19 protein-coding genes are annotated in these 22,602 nt (G+C 70.0%); 12 read left to right on the forward strand and 7 right to left on the reverse strand.

The features are described from left to right. Nucleotides 1-61: 61 nt before the first annotated feature. Nucleotides 62-358 (reverse strand): hypothetical protein, encoded by a 297-nt coding sequence (locus BFF77_RS13405; protein WP_245703404.1) that lies wholly within the window; start codon nt 356-358, stop codon nt 62-64. A 167-nt stretch (nt 359-525) separates the two neighbouring features. Between BFF77_RS13405 and BFF77_RS13410 the strand changes: the two genes are divergently transcribed. Next, on the forward strand, nt 526-831 hold the full coding sequence (locus BFF77_RS13410) for a 4a-hydroxytetrahydrobiopterin dehydratase (RefSeq protein WP_066948316.1): 306 nt from the start codon (nt 526-528) through the stop codon (nt 829-831). 47 nt (nt 832-878) lie between these two features. Further along, nucleotides 879-1,826, forward strand: a complete 948-nt coding sequence (locus BFF77_RS13415) for an AraC family transcriptional regulator (RefSeq protein ID WP_066948413.1) — start codon at nt 879-881, stop codon at nt 1,824-1,826. Nucleotides 1,827-1,849: 23 nt separating this feature from the next. Here BFF77_RS13415 and BFF77_RS13420 read toward each other — a convergent pair whose 3' ends face one another. The 6 genes from BFF77_RS13420 to BFF77_RS13445 form a co-directional block, all read right to left on the reverse strand. Next, nucleotides 1,850-3,673 carry an AMP-dependent synthetase/ligase gene (locus tag BFF77_RS13420; RefSeq protein WP_066948319.1) on the reverse strand — a complete coding sequence of 608 codons (1,824 nt, stop codon included), beginning with the start codon at nt 3,671-3,673 and terminating at the stop codon, nt 1,850-1,852. A 474-nt stretch (nt 3,674-4,147) separates the two neighbouring features. Then, nucleotides 4,148-4,987, reverse strand: coding sequence for a formate dehydrogenase accessory sulfurtransferase FdhD (gene fdhD / locus BFF77_RS13425; RefSeq protein WP_066948322.1), 840 nt, complete (start codon nt 4,985-4,987; stop codon nt 4,148-4,150). Nucleotides 4,988-5,013: 26 nt separating this feature from the next. Further along, nucleotides 5,014-5,871, reverse strand: coding sequence for a 2Fe-2S iron-sulfur cluster-binding protein (locus BFF77_RS13430; protein ID WP_066948325.1), 858 nt, complete (start codon nt 5,869-5,871; stop codon nt 5,014-5,016). Further along, entirely contained in the window at nt 5,868-7,910 is a 2,043-nt protein-coding gene (locus BFF77_RS13435; RefSeq protein WP_066948328.1) for an NAD(P)H-dependent oxidoreductase subunit E, read from the reverse strand. The genes BFF77_RS13430 and BFF77_RS13435 overlap by 4 nt, the downstream gene beginning before the upstream one ends. A gap of 14 nt (nt 7,911-7,924) precedes the next feature. Then, on the reverse strand, nt 7,925-9,856 hold the full coding sequence (locus tag BFF77_RS13440) for a molybdopterin oxidoreductase family protein (RefSeq protein ID WP_066948331.1): 1,932 nt from the start codon (nt 9,854-9,856) through the stop codon (nt 7,925-7,927). Nucleotides 9,857-10,002: 146 nt separating this feature from the next. After that, a complete protein-coding gene (locus BFF77_RS13445; RefSeq protein WP_066948333.1) occupies nt 10,003-10,974 on the reverse strand; it encodes a 2-dehydropantoate 2-reductase in 972 nt (323 codons plus the stop codon). 197 nt (nt 10,975-11,171) lie between these two features. Here BFF77_RS13445 and BFF77_RS13450 point away from each other — a divergent pair, with 197 nt between their 5' ends. The 10 genes from BFF77_RS13450 to BFF77_RS13490 all read left to right on the forward strand — a co-directional run bounded on the left by BFF77_RS13450 (nt 11,172) and on the right by BFF77_RS13490 (nt 22,369). After that, on the forward strand, nt 11,172-12,530 hold the full coding sequence (locus BFF77_RS13450) for an OFA family MFS transporter (RefSeq protein WP_066948336.1): 1,359 nt from the start codon (nt 11,172-11,174) through the stop codon (nt 12,528-12,530). Continuing rightward, complete coding sequence (locus tag BFF77_RS35600; RefSeq protein ID WP_169922663.1) at nt 12,493-12,657, forward strand: MFS transporter small subunit; 165 nt, start codon at nt 12,493-12,495, stop codon at nt 12,655-12,657. Before BFF77_RS13450 ends, BFF77_RS35600 begins: the two co-directional genes overlap by 38 nt. A gap of 114 nt (nt 12,658-12,771) precedes the next feature. Beyond that, on the forward strand, nt 12,772-13,719 hold the full coding sequence (locus BFF77_RS13455; protein WP_066948337.1) for a beta-ketoacyl-ACP synthase III: 948 nt from the start codon (nt 12,772-12,774) through the stop codon (nt 13,717-13,719). Nucleotides 13,720-13,813: 94 nt separating this feature from the next. Beyond that, nucleotides 13,814-14,491 (forward strand): GntR family transcriptional regulator, encoded by a 678-nt coding sequence (locus tag BFF77_RS13460; RefSeq protein ID WP_066948340.1) that lies wholly within the window; start codon nt 13,814-13,816, stop codon nt 14,489-14,491. A gap of 208 nt (nt 14,492-14,699) precedes the next feature. Further along, nucleotides 14,700-15,881, forward strand: a complete 1,182-nt coding sequence (locus BFF77_RS13465) for an ROK family transcriptional regulator (RefSeq protein ID WP_066948342.1) — start codon at nt 14,700-14,702, stop codon at nt 15,879-15,881. A gap of 427 nt (nt 15,882-16,308) precedes the next feature. Further along, entirely contained in the window at nt 16,309-17,841 is a 1,533-nt protein-coding gene (locus BFF77_RS13470) for a sugar ABC transporter ATP-binding protein (RefSeq protein WP_066948344.1), read from the forward strand. Next, on the forward strand, nt 17,838-18,920 hold the full coding sequence (locus BFF77_RS13475; RefSeq protein ID WP_066948347.1) for an ABC transporter permease: 1,083 nt from the start codon (nt 17,838-17,840) through the stop codon (nt 18,918-18,920). The genes BFF77_RS13470 and BFF77_RS13475 overlap by 4 nt, the downstream gene beginning before the upstream one ends. A 57-nt stretch (nt 18,921-18,977) precedes the next feature. After that, nucleotides 18,978-20,018, forward strand: coding sequence for a substrate-binding domain-containing protein (locus tag BFF77_RS13480; protein WP_066948349.1), 1,041 nt, complete (start codon nt 18,978-18,980; stop codon nt 20,016-20,018). A 50-nt stretch (nt 20,019-20,068) separates the two neighbouring features. Then, entirely contained in the window at nt 20,069-21,304 is a 1,236-nt protein-coding gene (locus BFF77_RS13485) for a Gfo/Idh/MocA family protein (RefSeq protein WP_066948352.1), read from the forward strand. 60 nt (nt 21,305-21,364) lie between these two features. Next, nucleotides 21,365-22,369 (forward strand): sugar phosphate isomerase/epimerase family protein, encoded by a 1,005-nt coding sequence (locus BFF77_RS13490; RefSeq protein ID WP_066948355.1) that lies wholly within the window; start codon nt 21,365-21,367, stop codon nt 22,367-22,369. Nucleotides 22,370-22,602 lie beyond the last annotated feature (233 nt).

Genomic DNA, 22,602 nt, shown 5'->3' on the forward strand with positions numbered 1-22,602 from the left:
GGACATCCCGCCCCCGGCGGACATCCCGCCCCGGTGGCTCCCGGGGCGCCGGGGTGCCCGCTCACCGGTCCTCCGCCTCCCCGCCGCCGGGCGCCGGGCCCAGCGCCTGGGTGGCGACCAGATGCAGGAAGTCCCGCTCGTTGCCCGCCAGCCCGGCCGCGGTCAGGGCCGCGTCCGCCTCGGCGAGAGGAGCCGCCAGCAGCGGCGCGGCGAGCGCGGCCTGAAGCGGATCGTCCAGCACCGCCCGGACGGCCGCCATGAGCCGCAGATAGGCCTGGGCCGCGGCGCACTCGCTCGCCGTGCCGGGCTTGCCCGGCGTACCGGTCGTGCCGGGCGTACTGGACGTGGTGGCGGTCATACCGGATTCCTCCTCATGGATCTGTCGGACCATCAAGTCTCGACCATGGGTCTGACATCCCGCCCGCGCCGTGCCCCGGCGGGGTCCCACCCGATGCCCCGTGCCCGACGTATCGTCGGCCGCGTCGCCTCCCGTGTCCGCCCGTGTTCCCGCAAGGAGCTCCGCCCATGGCCACCGAACCGCTGTCCGCGCAGGAGATCGAGGCACGGCTGCGAGACCTTCCCGGCTGGTCCCTGACCGACAGCCGCCTCACCCGTACCTACCGTCTCGGCGGCCACTTCGCGGCGACCGCGATGGTCGTCCATGTCGCCCGGATTCAGGAGGAGTTGAACCATCACTCCGATCTGACGCTCGGTTACCGCACCGTCGCTCTCGCCGTCCACACCCATGACGCGGGCGGTGCCGTCACGGTGAAGGACTTCGCCCTCGCACGGCGGGTCGAGGAGATTGCCCCGGCACACGGCGCGAACTGATCGGTGCGGCGACGAGTTGCCTGCCCGGTGCATTTACGCTGGTGACCATGGACGTACTCGCCGGACTCCTGGACGGACCTCGGGCCCGGGGGGCTTTTCTGCTGCGCATGGTGATGGAACCGCCGTGGTCGGTGCGCATCGAGGACCACGCCCCGCTCTGTCTGATGTGCGTCACCCGCGGCGAGGCGTGGATCGTCCCGGACGGCGGCGGGGAGCCGGTGCTGCTGCGCCCCGGTGATGTGGCGATCGCCCGTGGCCCCGAGCCGTATCTGACCGCGGACAGCCCCCTGACCGCGCCGCGCGCGCTGATCGGCCCCGGCGGTGTCTGCCACACCCTGGAGGGCGAGCCGCTCGCCCAGTCCATGCATCTGGGCGTACGGACCTGGGGGAACGCCCCGGACGGCGGTACGACCGTGCTGATCGGCACGTACCAGATGGACGGCGAGGTCAGCAGACGGCTGCTGGACGCCCTGCCCTCGCTGCTCCAGCTCTCCGCCGGCGCCTGGAACGGCCCGCTGATGCCGGTCCTGGACGAGGAGATCTCGCGGGACGAGCCCGGTCAGGGCGTGGTCCTCGACCGGGTGCTGGACCTGATACTGATAGCCGTCCTCAGAGCGTGGTTCTCACGGCCGGACGCGGAGGCTCCCGGCTGGTACCGCGCCATGGCCGATCCGGCGGTCGGCAACGCCCTGCGCCTGCTCCAGAACGAGCCCGCCCGTCCCTGGACGGTCGCCACCCTGGCCACCGCGTGCGGGGTCTCCCGGGCCGGACTCGCGCGCCGCTTCACCGAACTCGTCGGGGAGCCGCCGATGGCGTATCTCACCGGCTGGCGGCTCGCGCTCGCCGCCGATCTGCTGCGCGGGACGGACGCGACGGTCGAGTCGGTGGCCAGGAAGGTGGGCTACAGCGGCTCGTTCGCGCTCAGCGCCGCCTTCAAACGCGTACGGGGCGTCAGCCCGCAGGAATACCGCGCGGGCGCCACGACGGCGCCCTAGGCACGGACGGATCCCTGTCCTGCTCAGCGGTAGAGCGCGTCGATCTCGGCGGCGTACGCGGTCTGGATCGCCTTCCGCTTGAGCTTCAGCGAGGGCGTGAGCAGCCCGTGCTCCTCGGTGAAGGGCTCCGCCAGGATCCGGAACGTACGGATCGACTCGGCCTGGGACACCGCGGTGTTCGCGGCCACCACCGCGCGTCTGATCTCCGCCTCCAGCTCCGGGTCCCTGACCAACCCGGCCGGCTCCAGGGGCGGTTTGCCCTGGACGGAGAGCCAGTGGTCCACGGCCTCCCGGTCCACGGTGACCAGCGCCGCGACATACGGGCGGTCATCGCCGACCACGATGCACTGGCCGACCAGCGGATGCGCCCGGACCCGTTCCTCCAGGGCCCCGGGCGACACGCTCTTGCCGCCCGAGGTCACCAGGATCTCCTTCTTCCGCCCGGTGATGGTGAGATAACCGTCCTCGTCGAGCGAGCCCAGATCACCGGTGGCGAGCCAGCCGTCCCGCAGCACGGCGTCGGTCGCCTCCCGGTCGCCCAGATAGCCGGAGAAGATCTGGCCCCCGCGCAGCCACACCTCGCCGTCCCGGGCGATACGCACCGACGTGCCCGGGATCGGCTGTCCCACCGTGCCGTAACGGGTGCGCTCGGGCGGATTGGCCGTGGCAGCCGCACTCGACTCGGTGAGTCCGTACCCCTCGTAGACGGTGATGCCGGCACCCGCGAAGAAGAGCCCGAGCCGCCGGTCCATCGCGGAACCGCCGGACATGGCGTGGCGCACCCGGCCGCCCATCGCCTCGCGGACCTTGCCGTAGACGGCCTTGTCGAAGAACTGGTGCCGCACGCGCAGCGCCGCGGAGGGGCCGGGACCGGAGCCGAAGGCCCGCCGCTCCAGCGCCTCCGCGTAACGGACCGCCACCTCCACTGACTTGTCGAACGCGCCCGCCCTGCCCTCGGTCTGCGCCCTGCGGCGCGCCGCCGCGTAGACCTTCTCGAAGATGTACGGCACGGCCAGGACGAACGACGGCCGGAACGCCGCCAGATCGGGCAGCAGCGCGCTCGCCTGGAGCGCGGGCTGATGGCCCAGCTTCACCCGGCCGCGGATCGCCGCGATCTCGATCATCCGCCCGAAGACATGGGAGAGCGGGAGGAAGAGCAGCGTCGACGCCTCGTCGCCCGACCTGGTGTGGAAGACCGGCTCCCAGCGGCCGAGCACCGTGTCCGCCTCGAACATGAGGTTGGCGTGGGTGATCACACATCCCTTGGGACGGCCGGTGGTGCCCGAGGTGTAGATCACCGTGGCCACGGAGTCCGGCGTCACCGCCCTGCGGTGCCGGTGCACCACCTCGTCGTCGAGACCGGCGCCCGCCGCGAACAGCTCCGCCAGCGCGCCGGCGTCGAGCTGCCAGAGCCGTTCCAGCCGCGGCAGCCGGTCGATCACCGAACCGACGGTCATGGCATGGTCCTCGTGCTCCACCACACAGGCCGAGACATCGGCGTCCTGGAGCATCCAGTGGACCTGCTCTGCGGAGGAGGTGGGATAGACGGGTACGGGCTGGGCGCCGACGGACCAGAGCGCGAAGTCGAAGAGCGTCCACTCGTAGCGGGTACGGGACATGATCGCGACGCGGTCGCCGAACCGTACGCCGTGCGCGAGCAGCCCTTTGGCCAGCCGGAGCACCTCGTCACGGAACACGGCGGAGGTGATGTCCCGCCAGCGCCCCTCCTCGTCCTTGCGGCCGAGCACGACATGACCGGGATCGTCGAGCGCGTGCTCGAAGACGGCATCCGCGAGCCCGCCGACGTGGGGGGCGGCCGGCAGAGGAGGAAGGGTGAACTCGCGCAATGACCTGCTCCTTAGCGGGGCCGACATCTGACCACGGAGTCGGCGGGAGCGGGTGGGGTCTGCACCGAATCCGTACGTCACCGATACGTCTCCGACACGGGTAAGCCCTCGCAGGAGGCCCTGGTCTGTACCTACGGGAGCCAGACGGGGGCGTCAGGCGCCGGTGGACACCTCAGCGGGCCGCGTTCCGGCCGCGCACGGCCGCCGGCGAGTGAGCCGAAGGGCGCGCCGCTGTCGAAAGGGAGGCTGTGCTCGACATGCGGCTCCGCCGCGCGGGCGGAGGCCCTGAGGAACGAAGGGCCGAGCACGGTCGACCGTCGGCAGGGGCACAGAGCGCCCGGAGGCGAACCGAGCCCTCAAAGAAGAACGGGCGCCCAGGAGGCGAACCGAGCCCTCAAAAAACCGGGAACAGACCCGGCCGGCGCAGGGGGCGCTCCCCGCCGGCCAGGCCCTTGTCCCGTGCAGCGGGGAGAGTCACACCCCGGTGTGCAGGGCGATACGCTCATCGCCCGCGTACACGTTCATGGACGAGCCGCGCAGAAAGCCGACCAGGGTCAGCCCGGTCTCGGCCGCGAGATCGACGGCGAGCGACGACGGCGCGGATACCGCCGCCAGCACCGGAATTCCCGCCATCACGGCTTTCTGCGCCAGCTCGAAGGAAGCACGGCCCGACACCAGCAGGATCGCCCGGGAGAGCGGCAGCAGATCCTGCCGCAGTGCCCGGCCGACCAGCTTGTCGACCGCGTTGTGCCGGCCCACGTCCTCCCGGATGTCCAGCATCTCGCCGGTCTCCGAGAACAGGGCCGCCGCGTGCAGCCCTCCGGTCCGGTCGAAGACCTGCTGTGCCGCCCGCAGCCGGTCGGGGAGTTCGGCGAGCAACTCCGGCTCCACCCGGACCCGCGGATCGTCACCGATCGGGAAGCGCGCCGTGGTCCGTACCGCGTCCAGGCTGGCCTTTCCGCACAGTCCGCACGAGGAGGTCGTGTAGACGTTGCGCTCCAGTGTGATGTCCGGGACCGGGACACCGGGAGCGAGCTGGACGTCGACCACGTTGTAGGTGTTGGATCCGTCGGCCTTGGCTCCGGCGCAGTACACGATGGAGCGCAGATCGGCGGCGCCCGCGAGGACGCCCTCGCTCACCAGGAAGCCCGCCGCGAGTGCGAAGTCGTCACCCGGGGTGCGCATGGTGATGGCGAGCGGTTTGCCGTTCAGCCGGATTTCCAGCGGCTCCTCGGCCACCAGGGTGTCGGGGCGGGCCGTGACGGCTCCGTCCCTGATACGGATGGTGCGACGGCGTTCGGTGACCCGTCCCATGGTGATCAGTCCTACTCGTCAGGCGTTCAGCGCTGCTGTACGTGCTGGTAGCCGAAGCGGCCCTTGATACAGAGGTTGCCGTGCGTCACGGGGTTGTCGTGCGGAGAGGTGACCTTGACGATCTCATTCTCCTGTACGTGCAGTGTCAGATTGCATCCGACGCCGCAGTACGCGCAGATCGTGGTGGTCTCGGTCTGCGCCGACTCGTTCCATGTCCCGGCTTCCCGCATGTCGAACTCCGACTTGAAGCTGAGCGCTCCGGTCGGACACACCTCGATGCAGTTGCCGCAGTAGACACACGCGGAGTCGGTGAGCGGAGTGTCGTGCTCGGTGGAGATACGGGCGTCGAAGCCCCGGCCCGCCACAGAGATCGCGAAGGAGTTCTGCCACTGTTCACCGCATGCGTCCACACACTTATAGCACTGGATGCACTTGTCGTAGTCACGGACGTACAGATCGTTGTCGACCTTGGGCTCCTCGTCGAGCCGGGCCGCGTCCGGGCCGAAGCGGTCCGGCCTCGCCTTGTACTCCTTGATCCACTCTGCGGCCCTGGGTGTGGTCGAGAGGTCCGTCGAGGAGGCGAGGAGTTCGAGGACGATCTTACGGCTGTGCCGGGCACGCGGACTGTCCGTGCTGACCGTCATACCGGCCTCGGCCTTGCGCGAGCAGGCCGGAGCGAGCACGCGCGCGCCCTCGACCTCCACGACACAGACCCGGCAGGCGTTCTTCGGCGTCAGTGTGTCGCCCTCGCAGAGCGTCGGGATGTCCTTGCCCGCCGCCCGGCACGCGTCCAGGATCGTGGAGCCCTCGGGCACCCGTGTCTCCTGGCCGTCGAGGGTGAACTCGACGAGCCGGCGCGGAAGCTGGAGCGGGATCGCGGTCACTTGTAGGCCCCCAGACGGTCGATGGCGGACTCGACGGCACTCCACGCGGTCTGTCCCAGACCGCAGATGGAGGCGTCCTTCATGGCCTGCCCGACCTCGCGCAGCAGCGCGATGTCGTCGGCCGCCGCGGCACCGGTACGGTCCACGATCCGGTGCAGCGCCTCCTCCTGGCGGACCGTGCCGACCCGGCAGGGGACACACTGACCGCAGGACTCGTCACGGAAGAACTCGGCGATGCGCAGCAGGATCCTGGGCAGTTCGACCGTGTCGTCCAGCACCAGCACCACCCCGGAGCCCAGCGTGGTGCCCGCGGCCCGGGTGCCCTCGAAGGTGAGCGGGATGTCCAGCTCGTCCGGCCGTACGAAACCGCCCGCCGCGCCGCCGAGCAGGATCGCCCGCATGGTGGGCGACGGGCCGGCCAGTTCGAGCAGCTCGCCGAGCGTGGCACCGAAGGGCAGCTCGTAGATGCCGGGCCGCTCCACGGTGCCCGAGACGCAGAAGAGCTTGGGGCCGGTGGACTGGCCGGTCCCGATCGCCGCGTACGCCTGCGCGCCGCCGGTCAGGATGGGCAGCACATTGATCAGTGTCTCGACGTTGTTCTCGGCGGTGGGCCTGCCGAACAGGCCCTTCTCCACCGGGAACGGGGGCTTGGAGCGCGGCTCGCCGCGATAGCCCTCGATCGAGTTGAACAGCGCGGTCTCCTCGCCGCAGATGTACGCCCCGGCGCCGCGCCGGATCTCGATGTCGAAGGCGTACCCCTGGCCGAGGACGTCGTCCCCGAGCAGGCCGCGGGCGCGCGCCTGGTCGATCGCGTGCTGGAGGAGCCGCAGGGCGCGCGGATACTCGCCGCGCAGATAGAGGAAGCCGCGCCGCGCGCCGACCGCGTACCCGGCGATGGTCATCGCCTCGACCAGCGAGTACGGATCGCCCTCCATGACCACCCGGTCCTTGAAGGTGCCGGGCTCGGACTCGTCGGCGTTGCAGACCAGATAGTGCGGACGGGCCGGCTGGGAGGCGGTGGCCTGCCACTTGCGCCCGGTGGGGAAGGCCGCGCCGCCGCGGCCCACCAGACCGGCGTCGGTGACCTCCCGGATGACTCCGGCGGGCCCGAGCTCGAAGGCCCGCCGCAGCGCCGTGTAGCCGCCGTGCGCGCGGTAGTCGTCGAGGCTGTACGGATCGACCGCGCCGATCCGTGCGAGCAGCGTCAGCCCGGGCTGCCCGGCCTGCGGTACGGCCATGGCGGCGGCCGGTTCGGCGGGCGCCGCCCCGGGCTCGGCCGCGGCGAGAACGAGCGCCTCGGCGGTCGCGGGCGCGACGACGGCCGTGGCGTACCGCCGCGCGGGCGTCTCCCGCGGCTCCGGGCCCGTGACCGTGCCGTCGGATCGGCCCCTGCTCACCGGCCGGGCGCCGCCGTGCACCGGTCCCGCCGGATCGGCCCCGGCGGGCCAGGCCGGGCGGGCACCGGCGAGGGGGGGTGCCGGCTCCGCGCCGTCCCGCGCGGAGCCGGCGTTCACAGTGGCCGCGGTGGCCCCGGACGGGACGCCGGCCTGGACGACCAGCGCCGCCGGGGCGCGTTCACAGAGACCGAGACAGGGACTCGGCTGCCAGAGGACTCCGCCCCCGGCGGAGCCGGCCGCGCCGAGGCGGTCCTCCAGCGCCGCGCGGAGCGCCGTGGAGCCGTGGGCCGCGCAGGCCACGTCGGTACAGACGTGCAGCACCTTCGCCGGGCGCGGCTTGACCGCGAACATCGCGTAGAACGTGGCGACACCGTACGCCTCCGCCGGCGGCACGGTCAGCCGCCGGCAGAGATAGTCCAGCGCGCCCTCGCTGATCCAGCCGATGCGGTCGTTGACCGCGTGCAGCCCCGGCAACAGCAGGTCGCGCCGTTCGCGTGCCTCACGGCCGCCGCGTGCCCAGCGCAGATCCGTGTCCGTACGGTCGTCCGCGCCTTCCCACGCCGAGGCGGGAGGGCCGAGCAGCGCGTCGACCGCCGCCCGTTCCTCGTCGGTCGGCTCGCTGTCACCGAAGTGCAGATCCACTGGTGCTCAGCTCCTCACGCGGGCAGGGACGCGGTCGTCACGGGCAGCTTCTCGATCCGGATCGCCGACGCCTTGAACTCGGCGGTGCCCGCGATCGGGCAGTTGGCCTCGATGGTGAGCTGGTTGGTGTCCACCTCGTCCGGGAAGTGCATGGTCATGAAGGCCAGTCCCGGCCGCAGCCCGGGATCGATCCAGACCGGTGCCTGCACCACGCCCCGCCGCGAGCTGATCCGTACCTCCTCGCCGACCGACACCCCGTACCGCTCGGCGTCCTCCGGGCACAGCTCCACATACTCGCCGCGCCGCAGCGGGGAGGCGAAACTCCCGCTCTGCACGCCGGTGTTGTACGAGTCGAGCCGGCGGCCCGTGGTGAGCCTGATAGGGAACTGATCGTCCGTCAGATCGACCGGAGGGTCGTGCTTGACGATGCCGAACGGCGCGAGCCTGCCGCGCGCGGCGGGATCCGCCTCCCACAGCCGGCCGTGCAGATAGGTGGGTTCGAGCTTCTCCGTGTCCGGACAGGGCCACTGGATTCCCTGGTGCTCCTCCAGCCGCTCGTAGGTCATCCCGTAGTGATCGGGGGAGACCGAACGCAGCTCGTTCCAGACCGACTCCGCGTCCGCGTACTTCCACGGGTGGCCGAGCCGCCCCGCCAGGTCGCAGATGATGTCGATGTCCTCGCGTGCCTCGCCCGGCGGCCGCACCGCCTTGCGTACGCGCTGCACACGGCGCTCGCTGTTGGTGGTGGTGCCGTCCGTCTCGGCCCAGGCGGCGGTGGCGGGCAGTACCACATCGGCGAGTTCGGCGGTCCTGGTGAGGAAGATGTCCTGCACCACCAGGGTGTCGAGCCGCCGCATGCGCTCGACCGCCTGCTCGCTGTCCGCCTCGGACTGCGCGGGATTCTCCCCGATGCAGTAGACGGCCTTGAGGGCGCCGGTCTCCATCGCCTCGAACATCTCCGTCAGCGTCATCCCGTAACCGGGCTGGATGACGGTGTCCCACGCGGTCTCGAACTTCCGCCGTACCCCGGGTTCCAGGATGTCCTGGAAGCCGGGCAGCCGGTTGGGGATGGCGCCCATGTCGCCGCCGCCCTGGACGTTGTTCTGGCCGCGCAGCGGCTGCACACCGGAGCCGTACCGTCCGACATGGCCGGTGAGCAGCGCGAGATTGATCAGGGCCCGGACGTTGTCGGTGCCGTTGTGGTGCTCGGTGATGCCCAGCGTCCAGCAGAGCTGGGCCCGTTCGGCGCGGGCATAGGCATGGGCCAGTTCGCGGATGGCCTCGGCCGGTACGCCCGTCACCTTCTCGGCCACCGTGAGCGTCCACGGCTCGACCTCGGCGGCGTACTCCTCGAAGCCGGTGGTCGCGCGCTCGATGAAGGACACGTTGTGCAGCCCGGCGTGAATGATCTCGCGGCCGACCGCGTGCGCCAGCGGAATGTCCGTACCGACATTGAGTCCGAGCCAGCCCTCGGCCCATTCCGCGGTGGAGGTACGGCGGGGATCGACGGCATACATACGCGCGCCGTTGCGGATACCGCGCAGCACGTGCTGGAAGAAGATGGGATGGGCGAAGCGCGCGTTGGAGCCCCACATCACGATCAGATCGGTGTGGTCGACCTCGCCGTACGAGGAGGTGCCGCCGCCGGATCCGAAGACCGCGGAAAGACCGGCCACGCTGGGCGCATGGCATGTCCTGTTGCAGGAGTCGACGTTGTTGGTGCCCATGACCACGCGCGCGAACTTCTGCGCCACATAGTTCATCTCGTTGGTCGCGCGTGCGCACGAGAACATCCCGAACGCCCCGCGGGCGGCACCCAGACCCGCCGCGGCCCGGTCCAGCGCCTCGTCCCAGCTCGCCCTGCGCAGAGGGCCGCCTTTTTCGTCCCGGACCATCGGATAGGTGATACGGGCATACGTTTTCGGTGTTCGGTCTCGTTTCTTCACGCCGCGCTCTCCTCATGAGTGAGGGCCAACACTGGCCGCGCCCATTGCATACAGTATTCAGTAGGCGGGTACGCGTGGGAACCCTCTGTAAGGGAATTGACGCGTACCCGCCTATCGCGAGTGGAGATCGGGTAGTGCGGGGAGGGTCAGGCGGCCACGCCGCGGGCCAGCAGATCCGAGATGGCTTCCACCGTGCGGAGCGTCGGCACCGGTACACCGGTGATGTCCGCGAGCTCCACCACGGCCGAGAGCAGAACGTCCAGCTCCAGCGGTTTGCCCTTCTCCAGGTCCTGGAGTGTGGACGTGCGGTGGTCACCGACGCGTTCGGCGCCGGCCAGCCGCTTCTCGATCGAGATGTCGGGGCGGCAGCCGAGCGCCCCCGCGACCGCCAGGGTCTCGGACATCATGTGCTCGATCACCTGGCGGGTGCTGCCGTGCAGGCACATCTCCCGCATCGTCGCCCGGGTGAGGGCGCTGATCGGGTTGAAGGAGATGTTGCCGAGGAGCTTGATCCAGATGTCATGGCGCAACTCGGGCTCGACGGGGCATTTGAGACCGCCCGTCCACATGGCCTCGCTGAATTCCAGACACCTTTTGGACACCGTGCGGTCCGGTTCACCGATGGAGAAACGGGTTCCTTCGAGATGCCGGACGACGCCCGGTCCCTCCAGTTCCGTCGCGGCGTAGACCACGCATCCGATCGCGCGCTCGGGCGGCAGCACGGAGCTGACGGAACCGAGCGGATCCACGCTCTCGACGCGACGGCCGTCGTACGGGCCGCCGTGTCCGTGGAAATACCACCAGGGGATGCCGTTCTGGGCGGCGATCACCGCGGTGTTCTCCTTGAACAGCGGTGTCACCAGCGGCCCGCACGCCGCATAGGAATTCGCCTTGAGGCCGAGGAACACATAGTCGACCGGGCCGATGTCCTCGGGCCGGTCGGTGGCGTGCACCCGCGCGGTGAAATCGCCGCGAGGGCTGAGCACCCGGACTCCGTGCTCTCTCATGGCCGCCAGATGCGGCCCGCGGGCGATGAGATGGACGTCGGCACCGGCTCGATCGAGGGCCGCTCCGACATAGGCGCCGATGGCTCCGGCGCCGACAACTGCGACTTTCATGTGGGGCTCTCCGTTCGGTTTGAGGGAGACCGAGGGAAGGGTCACACTCTGTTGCTCGCGCCCTGACGGGCGATATATTGTCTACAGTATGGAGATCTGGCCGACAAGGCTCCCGTTCGGTATGCAGTCGGCAAACTCGGCCGCGGATCGTCTCCGGACCTTCCCAACCTGGGCGTCCGGTTTCTAGAGTTCGCCGAATGACCCCACCACTCGCGCCCACCGGCTGGAGCCGTTGGCTGGTGCCCCCCGCCGCGCTGTCGGTGCATCTCTCGATCGGCCAGGCCTATGCCTGGAGCGTGTTCAAACCCCCACTCGAATCAGCGCTCGGTCTCTCCGGCACCGCGAGCGCGCTCCCGTTCCAGCTCGGCATCGTGATGCTCGGCCTCTCGGCCGCGTTCGGCGGCACGCTCGTCGAGCGCAAGGGGCCGCGCTGGGCGATGACCGTCGCCCTGTGCTGTTTCTCCTCCGGCTTTCTGATCGCCGCGCTCGGCGCGGCCACCGAGCAGTACTGGCTGATCGTTCTCGGCTACGGCTTCGTCGGCGGTATCGGGCTCGGCATCGGCTACATCTCGCCGGTCTCCACGCTCATCAAGTGGTTCCCCGACCGGCCCGGCATGGCCACGGGCATCGCCATCATGGGCTTCGGCGGCGGCGCGCTCATCGCCTCGCCCTGGTCCGCGCAGATGCTGGAGTCGTTCGGTCCGGACTCCCGGGGCATCGCGTACGCCTTCCTGGTGCACGGTCTGGTGTACGCGGTGTTCATGTCGCTGGGCGTGCTGCTGGTCCGGGTGCCCCGCCCGGTCGACCGGCCGCGCGAGGCGCTTGGCGCGCCGCCGCCCGCCGGCGCGCTGATCTCCACCGCCCAGGTGTCCGCGCGCTCCGCCGTGCGTACCCCGCAGTTCTGGTGCCTGTGGGTCGTGCTGTGCATGAACGTCACCGCGGGCATCGGCATCCTGGAGAAGGCCGCTCCGATGATCACGGACTTCTTCGCGCGGACGGACACACCGGTCTCCGTCTCCGCCGCGGCCGGCTTCGTGGCCCTGCTCTCGGCCGCCAACATGGCGGGCCGAATAGGCTGGTCGTCGACATCGGACCTGATCGGCCGCAAGAACGTCTACCGCGTCTATCTCGGCGTCGGCGCCGTGATGTATCTGCTGATCGCCCGGTTCGGCGACTCCTCCAAGCCGCTGTTCGTGATCTGCGCGCTGGTGATCCTCTCCTTCTACGGGGGCGGCTTCGCGACCATCCCCGCCTATCTCAAGGACCTCTTCGGGACCTACCAGGTCGGCGCCATCCACGGCCGGCTGCTGACCGCGTGGTCCACCGCGGGCGTGCTCGGCCCGCTCATCGTCAACCGGGTCGCGGACAGCCAGGAGGAGGCGGGCAGGAGCGGCTCCGGACTCTACGGACTCTCCTTCACCATCATGATCGGCCTGCTGGTCGTCGGCTTCGTCGCCAATGAACTGGTCAGGCCCGTCCACCCACGCCACCATGTCCCCGCCCCGAGGGAGGCAGCAGATGACGGACTCACCGTCGAACAGCGGCACCACGCCTGAGACCGGGGCCGCCGTGCCGCCGGGCCGTACCGGTCTGATCGTCTTCGCCTGGCTTTGGGTGGGCCTTCCACTCGCGTACGGTGTGTACGAGCTGGTCCTCAAGGCCAAGCAGCTCTTCACCGGATGATCGGGAGTCTCCAAGCGGCGACGGCGAATCCTGTTGGTTCACCTGTCCCCTTACTCGTGAGTCGCTGAGGAGACTGGAGCACTCCTGACGTCGACAGCAGAGGGGGTCCCGGGCATGACCGGCACTCGTATCGCCGCGCTCGGGCACTATCAGCCCGCCAAAGTGCTCACCAATCACGATCTGGCGGCGCTGGTCGACACCAGTGATGAGTGGATCAGCAGCAGGGTCGGGATCAGGACCCGCCATGTGGCGGGAGCGGACGAGCCGGTGGACGAGCTGGCCGCGCACGCGGGCGCCAAGGCGCTCGCCGCGGCCGGTCTCACCCCGGCGGACGTCGATCTCGTACTGGTCGCCACCTCCACCGCGACCGACCGCTCGCCGAACACGGCCGCCCGGGTCGCCGCCCGGCTCTCCATGGGCTCGCCCGCGGTGATGGACCTCAATGTCGTGTGCGCGGGCTTCACCCATGCCCTGGCCACGGCCGACCACGCCGTACGGGCGGGCTCCGCGGCCCGGGTGCTGGTCATCGGCGCCGACAAGATGACCGCCGTCACGGACTGGGCGGATCGTTCCACCTGTGTGCTGGTGGGCGACGGCGCGGGCGCGGCGGTGGTGGTGGCGACCGGCGCGGAGGAGGAGCCGGGGATCGGCCCGGTGCTCTGGGGCTCGGTGCCGGAGATGGGGCACGCCGTACGGATCGAGGGCACCCCGCCGCGGTTCGCCCAGGAGGGCCAGGCGGTCTACCGCTGGGCCACCACCCGGCTCCCGCCGATCGCGCGCAAGGTCTGCGAGAAGGCCGGGGTCACCCCCGAGGAACTGGCCGCGGTCGTGCTCCATCAGGCCAATCTGCGGATCATCGAGCCGGTCGCCCAGAAGATCGGCGCGGTCAACGCCGTGATCGCCCGTGATGTCGTGGAATCCGGCAATACGTCCGCCGCGTCGATCCCCATGGCCCTGTCCAAACTCGTGGAGCGCCGAGAGGTCGAATCCGGTGCTCCGGTGCTGCTCTTCGGCTTCGGGGGCAATCTCTCCTACGCGGGCCAGGTCATCCGCTGCCCATAATCCCGGCCGTTCTCGGTAGACTGTAGACGATAGCCAATGTCTTGAAGTGAGTCGCTGCCGTCATTGACACCGCCGGCCATGAGGGGGACCCGCGATGTTGTCCGCGAAATTGGCACAGGGAGCCGTACCCAAGCTCGAACGGCCCGGTCCGCTGAGAGAGCGCGTGTACGAAGCCCTGCTCGAACTGATCACGACCAGGGCGCTCCGGCCCGGCCAGCATCTCGTCGAGAGTGAACTAGCGGGCCATCTCGGAGTCTCCAGGCAGCCGGTGCGCGAGGCGCTCCAGCGGCTGAACACGGAGGGCTGGGTGGATCTGCGTCCGGCCCAGGGCGCCTTCGTCCATGAGCCGACGGAGGAGGAGGCGGATCAGCTCCTCTCGGTCCGTACGCTCCTGGAGGCGGAGGCCGCCCGGCTGGCCGCGGCCAATTCCGGCACGGCGGGGATCGCCGCTCTGGAGGCGCTCTGTGCCCGGGGTGAGCAGTCCGTGGCGGACGACGACGTCGATCTGACGGTCGCCACCAACGCGGCCTTCCACGCCAAGGTCATGGAGCTGGCGGGCAATGTCGTGCTCGCCGAGCTGGCCGCGCAGGTGGACCGCCGCGTCCGGTGGTACTACACACCGGTCGCCAGACAGCGCGGCAAGCAGTCCTGGATCGAGCACCGGGAGCTGATCGAGGCCATCTCGGCGCGCGACGAGCGGCGTGCGGTCGAGGTCATGAAGGGCCACACGGAGCACACCCGTAACACCTATCACCACCGTACGCAGGCATGATCCGCTTGTAACCGGCCGAACCGGATGAATCACACATAAGGCCCCACGGGGCCCCAAAAGGCATGCAAAAAAACAGCTTTGTCCTCGGTGTGGAGAAAGTTGGGACGGATTCCCGCTCAACTTCTTCCCACTGAGGGCAAGCGCTGCTACGTTCCCTCGAAAGCCCGACAGACATGGCCGAGAAGGCGGGGAGGGGCACGTGAGACGTATGACGGCACGACCCGCGAACGCCCATCAGGCGCGACTGCTCAGACTGCTGCGCGACGGCGGCCCCAACTCCCGTGCGCAGCTCGGCGACCAGGTCGACCTGTCGCGCTCCAAGCTCGCCGTCGAGGTGGACCGGCTGCTGGAGACCGGACTGGTCGTCGCCGACGGGCTCGCCGCCTCACGCGGTGGCCGGCGCTCGCACAACATCAGGCTGGCGCCCGCCCTGCGCTTCCTCGGCGTCGACATAGGCGCCACCTCCATCGATGTGGCCGTGACCAACGCGGAGCTCGAGGTACTGGGACATCTCAACCACCCCATGGATGTCCGTGAAGGGCCCGTCGCCGTCTTCGAGCAGGTGCTCGCCATGGCGGCCAAGCTCAAGGTCACCGGACTCGCCGAGGAGTTCGACGGAGCGGGGATCGGGGTCCCGGGACCCGTCCGCTTTCCCGAGGGCGTCCCGGTCGCGCCGCCGATCATGCCCGGCTGGGACGGCTTCCCGGTACGGGAGGCCCTCAGCCAGGAGCTCGGCTGTCCGGTCATGGTCGACAACGACGTGAATCTGATGGCGATGGGCGAGCAGCACGCGGGCGTCGCGCGCTCCGCCGGAGACTTCCTCTGCATCAAGATCGGCACCGGTATCGGCTGCGGGATCGTCGTCGGCGGCGAGGTCTACCGCGGTACGACCGGCAGCGCCGGGGACATCGGCCATATCCAGGTCGTGGCGGACGGCCGCGCCTGCGCCTGCGGCAACAGGGGCTGTCTGGAGGCCTACTTCAGCGGCGCCGCGCTCGCCCGTGACGCCGAGGACGCGGCGCGCACCGGGCGCTCGCCCGAGCTGGCCGGACGGCTGGCGGCGGCGGGCCGGCTCACCGCGGTCGACGTGGCCGCGGCCGCCGCCGCGGGAGATCCCACCGCGCTGGATCTGATACGCGAGGGCGGTAACCGCGTCGGTCAGGTCATCGCGGGCCTCGTCAGCTTCTTCAACCCGGCCCTGGTGGTGATCGGCGGCGGTGTGACCGGCCTCGGCCACACCCTGCTGGCCAGCGTCCGTACCCAGGTCTACCGGCAGTCCCTGCCGCTGGCCACCGGCAATCTCCCCATCGTCCTGGGGGAGTTGGGCCCGACCGCCGGAGTCACCGGCGCGGCCCGGCTCATCAGCGACCATCTGTTCTCGCCGGCCTGAGGCCGGCGGCACGCACCACCGGGCACCACGCACCACCGCAAGAGCCGCACCACCGAGCACCACCCGCACTGCCTGCACCACAGAGCACCACCGGCACCATCAGCACCGCCGCACACCACCGGCACCACGGCAAGAGCCGCACCACCCGCGCCGCTCGATCCACCAGCACCACCGGCACCACTGTCACGAGCCGTACCCGATGTCGCCGTACTCCCGTGTCCCACGGGCCCTCGGCACCCGCACGAGCCGCACACCACCGTCACCGCGTCAGCACGAGCCGCAGCACACCCACCGTACGACCGGCGTCGCCGTACCCGTACGACCTCACACAGCTCCGCCGCACCTGGTTCCGCCCTGCCCTTGTTCTGCTCCGCCTCTGTTCTGTCCTGCCCGCGGGGCGGGCCGCATCCGCCGAGGGGATTACGCCATGGCACCAGCACCACCACCGAGCCCTCTGCTCACCATGTCCGGCATCACCAAGATCTTTCCTGGCGTCCGCGCGCTCGACGGTGTGGACCTGGAGGTCCAGGCGGGCGAGGTCCACTGCCTGCTGGGCCAGAACGGCGCCGGCAAATCCACCCTCATCAAGGTGCTCGCCGGGGCCCACCAGCCCGACGGCGGAGTGATCACCTGGCAGGGCGAGGAGGTCACGCTCAAGTCGCCCGTCGCCGCCATGAAGCTCGGGATCGCCACCATCTACCAGGAACTCGACCTGGTAGAGGGCCTGTCGGTCGCCGAGAACATCTTCCTCGGCCATGAACCCACCACCGCGGGCTTCGTGGTCAGGGGCAGGGAGGCGAGGAGCTCGGCGACGGCGCTGCTCAAGCGCCTCGGCCACCCCGAGATCCAGGCGCACCGACCGGTCGGCTCGCTCTCCGCCGCGCAGCAGCAGATCGTGTCCATGGCACGGGCCCTCTCGCACGACGTACGGCTCATCGTGATGGACGAGCCGTCAGCGGCCCTCGATCCGGACGAGGTCGACAATCTCTTCCGGGTCGTGGCCACCCTGACCGCCGACAACGTCGCCGTCATCTACATCTCCCACCGGCTGGAGGAGATCCGGCGCATCGGCGACCGGGTCACGGTCATCAAGGACGGCCGTACCGTGGCCGTCGCCCTGCCGGCCAAGGAGACGCCGACCCGCGAGGTCGTCGCCCTGATGACCGGCCGCAATGTCGAGTACGTCTTCCCCGAGCGGCCCGCGCCGACCACGGCCGCGCCGGCCGAGCCCGTACTGCGCGTCGAAGGACTCGCCAGGCACGGCGAGTTCGAGCCGGTCGACCTCGAACTGCGGCCCGGCGAGATCGTCGGACTCGCGGGACTCGTCGGCTCGGGACGTTCCGAGATCCTGGAGACCATCTACGGAGCGCGCAAGCCCAGCGCGGGCCGTGTGCTGGTCAACGGCACACCCCTGCGGCCCGGCAGCGTACCCGCCGCCGTACGCGCGGGACTCGGCCTGGCGCCCGAGGAACGCAAGGCCCAGGGCCTGCTGATGCTCGAATCGGTCACCCGGAACGTGACGGTGTCCTCGCTCTCGCGGTTCGCGCGGATCGGCTGGCTCGACCACTCGGCGGAACGGGCCGAGGCCAGGGCGGCCACCAGGGAGCTCTCCCTGCGCCCCGACAACCCGGACGTTCCGATCCGTACCCTCTCCGGCGGCAATCAGCAGAAGGCGGTCCTCGCCCGCTGGCTGCTGCGCGGGTGCAGGGTCCTGCTGCTCGACGAACCCACGCGCGGTGTCGATGTCGGCGCCCGCGCGGAGCTGTACGCCGTGATCCGCCGGCTGGCCGACGAAGGCCTCGCCGTGCTGCTCGTCTCCAGCGAGGTACCCGAAGTACTGGGCCTCGCCGACCGGGTGCTGGTGCTCCGTGAGGGCCGGATCGTCCATCGGGCGCCCGCCCAGGAGCTCGACGAGCACCGTGTACTCGACCTTGTGATGGAAGGGAGCCCGACGCCATGAAACAGCCTGCCTCCGAGGCGCAGCACGGCGGGCCCGACGCCGCGGCCACGTCCGAGCCGCCCACGCCCGCCACGACTGCCTCATCCACGTCCGCAGCCAGGTCCACGGAGGAGAAGGGCGGGTGGCGTGCCCTCGGGCTCCGTCTCGACGTCCGTAACCTCTCCCTGCTCGGTGTGCTCGCCGCACTGATCATCGTCGGCGGCATCACCAAGCCGGATCAGTTCCTGGACACCAACAACCTCCAGCTCGTCCTCACCCAGGCATCGGTCATCGGTGTGGTCACGGTCGGCATGACCTTCGTGATCACCAGCGGTGGTATCGACCTGTCGGTGGGCGCGATCGTGGCGCTGGCCTCCGTCTGGGCGACGACACTCGCCACCCAGGAGTACGGTTTCGCCGGCATCCTCTTCACCGCCGTGGTCGTCGGTCTCGGCTGCGGACTGGTGAACGGACTGCTGATCGCGTACGGCGGGATGGTGCCGTTCATCGCGACGCTCGCGATGCTCGCCTCCGCCCGCGGCCTGGCGCTCCAGCTCACCGACGGCAAGACCCAGATCGTCACCGTCAACTCGGTGCTCGACCTCGGTATCCCCGACTCCTACATCCTCGGGATACCGCCGCTCGTCCTGGTCTTCGCCGCCGTCACGGTCATCGGCTGGCTGGTGCTCAACCGCACGACCTTCGGCCGGCGCACCGTCGCCGTCGGCGGCAACGCGGAGGCCGCCAGGCTCGCCGGTATCGACGTACGGCGCCAGCGCCTCTACCTCTATCTGCTCTCCGGGCTCTGCTGCGGTATCGCGGCCTTCCTGCTGATCATCCTGGCGGGCTCGGGACAGAACACCAACGGAAACCTGTACGAGCTGGACGCCATCGCCGCGGCGATCATCGGCGGCACCCTGCTCAGCGGCGGCCGAGGCACCATCGTCGGCTCCGTCCTCGGTGTTCTGGTCTTCACCACGATCACCAACATCTTCGCGCTCAACAATCTCCAGAGCGATGTCCAGCAGATCGCGAAGGGCGCCATCATCGTCGCCGCCGTACTGGTCCAGCGCCGCACCTTGCGCAACGGCGAGGCCTGACCTCCGACCTCGCACCCGCCACCCCTGTACCGCCCTACCTTGAAGGGTTGAACCGCCATGCCAGAAACCAGCCGCAGAGGACTGCTCTTCGGCACCGCCGCCATCTCCGCGGGTGCCTTCCTCACCGCTTGCACCAGCAATGAGCCGGACAAGAAGGAGCCGGCGGCGAACACCCAGCCGGCCGCCGCCGACGACAAGCCCGGCGCACCCGTCACCATCGGCTTCGCCGGACCCCAGGCCGACCACGGCTGGCTCAACGCGATCAACGAGAACGCCAAGTCGCGTGCGGCGAAGTACTCGGAGGTGACGCTGGACATCACCGAGGGTTCCAACGACACCGCCGCCCAGATCGGCCAGGTCGAGACGCTGATCAACAAGAAGGTCGACGTCCTGGTGATCCTGCCGGCCGACGGCAAGGCGCTCACCCAGGTCGGCCTGAAGGCCATGCGCGCCGGTATCCCGGTCATCAACCTGGACCGGATCTTCGCCGACCCGCAGGCGTACCGCTGCTGGGTGGGCGGCGACAACTACGGCATGGGCGTCAGCGCCGGCAACTACATCGGCGAGAAGCTCAAGGACAAGCCGAACGCCAAGGTCATCGAGCTGGCCGGCATCGACAACCTGGAGCTGACCCAGCAGCGCACCCAGGGCTTCGACGACGCCCTCAAGAACTTCCCGAACATCAAGAAGGTCGCCCGCCAGGCGGCCGACTTCACCGTCGAGTCGGGCCAGGCCAAGATGGCCCAGCTCCTCCAGGCGCAGCCCAGCTTCGACGCGCTCTGGAACCACGACGACGACCAGGGTGTGGGCGCGCTGCGCGCCATCCAGCAGGCGGGCCGTGACGGCTTCCTGATGGTCGGCGGCGCCGGCGCCAAGGCGGCGATGGACGCGATCAAGGCCGACAACAGCGTGCTCAAGGCGACCGTGCTCTACCCGCCGACCATGGCCGCCTCCGCCATCGACCTGGCCCGCGCGCTGGGCCAGGCCAAGGGCGTCAGCGGACTGGCCGAACTGGAGATCCCCGCCTCGCTCACCTGCTACTCGGCCGTCGTCGACAAGGAGAATGTCGACCAGTACCTGCCTACGGGCTTCAGCTGACCGGCCTGTTACCGGCCGCCCCCACCAGCGAGAGACGAGGAGTACTCCGTATGACCCCCACGGAAGCGTCGGAGAAAGAGGCCGGTGCGCCACCGACACTCGGTATCGGCATGGTCGGATACGCGTTCATGGGTGCCGCCCACTCACAGGGGTGGCGCACCGCGGGACACGTCTTCGACCTGCCGGCACGGCCCGTGCTCGCCGCGATCTGCGGCCGTGACGAGAGCGCGGTCCGGGCCGCGGCGGCCAAACACGGCTGGGCCGCCGCCGAGACCGACTGGCGGCGGCTCATCGAGCGCGACGACGTGCAGGTGGTCGACGTCTGCACACCCGGGGACAGCCATGCGGAGATCGCCATCGCCGCGCTGGAGGCGGGCAAGCACGTGCTGTGCGAGAAGCCCCTCGCCAACTCGGTGGCCGAGGCCGAGGCCATGGTCAGGGCCGCGGAGGCGGCGAGGGCACGCGGTCAGCTCGCCATGGTGGGCTTCAACTACCGCCGTGTGCCCGCCGTCTCGTACGCCAGGAAGCTGATCGAGGAGGGCCGGCTCGGCACGCTGCGCCATGTCCGGGTCACCTATCTCCAGGACTGGCTGGTCGATCCGGCGTTCCCGCTCACCTGGCGGCTCAAGCGCGAGCAGGCCGGATCGGGCGCGCTCGGTGATCTGGGGGCGCACATCATCGACCTCGCGCAGTTCCTGACGGGGGAACCGCTGGTCGGGGTGTCCGCGCTCGCGGAGACCTTTGTCAAGGAACGGCCGCTGGTCAGCGGGGTGTCGGCGGGACTCTCCGCGACCGGCGGCGGCGAGCTCGGCCCGGTCACCGTGGACGACGCCGCGGTCTTCACGGGCCGGCTCGCCTCGGGCGCGCTCGCCTCTTTCGAGGCCAGCCGGATGGCGGCGGGACGCAAGAACGCGCTGCATCTGGAGATCAACGGCGAGCTCGGATCGCTCGCCTTCGATCTGGAGCGTCTCAACGAGCTGTCGTTCCACGACCACACCGAGCCCGCGCCCTCCTCCGGCTTCCGCCGGATCCTGGTCACGGAGCCGGAGCATCCCTATCTGGACGCGTGGTGGCCGCCGGGCCACGCGCTCGGCTACGAGCACACGTTCGTCCACCAGGCCCGCGATCTGGTCGAGGCGGTCGCCGCCGGGACCGATCCGGTGCCGTCCTTCGCGGACGGGCTCCAGGTGCAGCGGGTGCTCGCGGCGGTGGAGGACAGCGCGGCGAAGAACGCGGTGTACACGCCGGTGCCGCAGCTGTCGGAGTCCGACGGGGCATCCGCGTAACAGTCAGAGAAGACCTATCAGTACCAAGCGAAGGCACAGCACCTAAAGAAGGAGGTCCGAATGCCACGTCCGTTCACGCTGTTCACCGGCCAGTGGGCCGATCTGCCCCTGGAGGAGGTGTGCAGGCACGCACGTGACTTCGGTTACGACGGTCTGGAACTCGCCTGCTGGGGCGACCATTTCGAGGTCGACAAGGCGCTCTCCGACCCCGGGTACCTGGACAGCCGCCACCAGCTCCTCGACAAGTACGGTCTGAAGTGCTGGGCGATCTCCAACCATCTCGTCGGCCAGGCCGTCTGCGACAACCCCATCGACGAGCGTCACCAGGGCATCCTGCCGGCCCGCATCTGGGGCGACGGTGAGCCCGAGGGCGTCAGGCAGCGCGCCGCCGCCGAGATCAAGGACACCGCCAGGGCCGCGGCGGCGTTCGGTGTCGACACGGTCATCGGCTTCACCGGCTCCTCGATCTGGCACCTCGTCGCGATGTTCCCGCCCGTGCCGCCCGGCATGATCGACCGCGGGTACGAGGACTTCGCGGAGCGGTGGAACCCGATCCTCGACGTCTTCGACGCCGAGGGCGTGCGCTTCGCGCACGAGGTCCATCCGAGTGAGATCGCGTACGACTACTGGACCACGAAGCGTGCACTGGAGGCGGTCGGCAACCGGCCCGCGTTCGGGCTCAACTTCGACCCGAGCCACTTCGTCTGGCAGGACCTGGACCCGGTCAACTTCCTCTACGACTTCCGGGACCGGATCTACCACGTCGACTGCAAGGAGGCGCGCAAGCGCCTCGACGGCCGCAACGGACGGCTCGGCTCGCACCTGCCCTGGGGCGACCCGCGGCGCGGCTGGGACTTCGTCTCGGCCGGCCACGGCGACGTCCCCTGGGAGGACGTCTTCCGGATGCTGCGGTCGATCGGCTACGAGGGCCCCATCTCCGTCGAGTGGGAGGACGCGGGCATGGACCGGCTGGCCGGCGCTCCCGAGGCGCTGAAGGACCTGAAGCGCTTCGACTTCGACGCGCCCACGGCCTCCTTCGACGCGGCCTTCGGCGGCGGCGACTGACGGTCCCTGCCCCGGCGGAGCCGGACTGAGCCTGGTGGTGAGGGTGACCACCAGGCGGTCCGGCCTGCCCGGAATCCGCTTTGTCCTGAAGCAGGAAAAAGTACAACTTCTCTTCTGCGCAAGGTCTTTCGGTCCCGGACGAACACAGCTACGGTCCACTGAGATGTACAGGACATAGGTGGTCCCCGATATGACGGCGCATGTCGGTGACTCAGCCACCTCCCCCGGGGATC

The organism is Streptomyces lushanensis (assembly GCF_001700515.1).
GTDB lineage: Bacteria > Actinomycetota > Actinomycetes > Streptomycetales > Streptomycetaceae > Streptomyces > Streptomyces lushanensis.

Excerpts from the sequence above, each read along its gene's own strand:
- BFF77_RS13410 (WP_066948316.1), top strand. The coding sequence starts at position 526 with ATGGCCACCGAACCGCTGTCCGCGCAGGAGATCGAGGCACGGCTGCGA.
- BFF77_RS13490 (WP_066948355.1), top strand. The coding sequence starts at position 21,365 with ATGCCACGTCCGTTCACGCTGTTCACCGGCCAGTGGGCCGATCTGCCC.
- BFF77_RS13415 (WP_066948413.1), top strand. The coding sequence starts at position 879 with ATGGACGTACTCGCCGGACTCCTGGACGGACCTCGGGCCCGGGGGGCT.
- BFF77_RS13450 (WP_066948336.1), top strand. The coding sequence starts at position 11,172 with ATGACCCCACCACTCGCGCCCACCGGCTGGAGCCGTTGGCTGGTGCCC.
- BFF77_RS13480 (WP_066948349.1), top strand. The coding sequence starts at position 18,978 with ATGCCAGAAACCAGCCGCAGAGGACTGCTCTTCGGCACCGCCGCCATC.
- BFF77_RS35600 (WP_169922663.1), top strand. The coding sequence starts at position 12,493 with ATGACGGACTCACCGTCGAACAGCGGCACCACGCCTGAGACCGGGGCC.
- BFF77_RS13455 (WP_066948337.1), top strand. The coding sequence starts at position 12,772 with ATGACCGGCACTCGTATCGCCGCGCTCGGGCACTATCAGCCCGCCAAA.
- fdhD (WP_066948322.1), bottom strand. The coding sequence starts at position 4,987 with ATGGGACGGGTCACCGAACGCCGTCGCACCATCCGTATCAGGGACGGA.
- BFF77_RS13405 (WP_245703404.1), bottom strand. The coding sequence starts at position 358 with ATGACCGCCACCACGTCCAGTACGCCCGGCACGACCGGTACGCCGGGC.
- BFF77_RS13445 (WP_066948333.1), bottom strand. The coding sequence starts at position 10,974 with ATGAAAGTCGCAGTTGTCGGCGCCGGAGCCATCGGCGCCTATGTCGGA.
- BFF77_RS13485 (WP_066948352.1), top strand. The coding sequence starts at position 20,069 with ATGACCCCCACGGAAGCGTCGGAGAAAGAGGCCGGTGCGCCACCGACA.
- BFF77_RS13465 (WP_066948342.1), top strand. The coding sequence starts at position 14,700 with ATGACGGCACGACCCGCGAACGCCCATCAGGCGCGACTGCTCAGACTG.
- BFF77_RS13460 (WP_066948340.1), top strand. The coding sequence starts at position 13,814 with ATGTTGTCCGCGAAATTGGCACAGGGAGCCGTACCCAAGCTCGAACGG.
- BFF77_RS13475 (WP_066948347.1), top strand. The coding sequence starts at position 17,838 with ATGAAACAGCCTGCCTCCGAGGCGCAGCACGGCGGGCCCGACGCCGCG.
- BFF77_RS13470 (WP_066948344.1), top strand. The coding sequence starts at position 16,309 with ATGGCACCAGCACCACCACCGAGCCCTCTGCTCACCATGTCCGGCATC.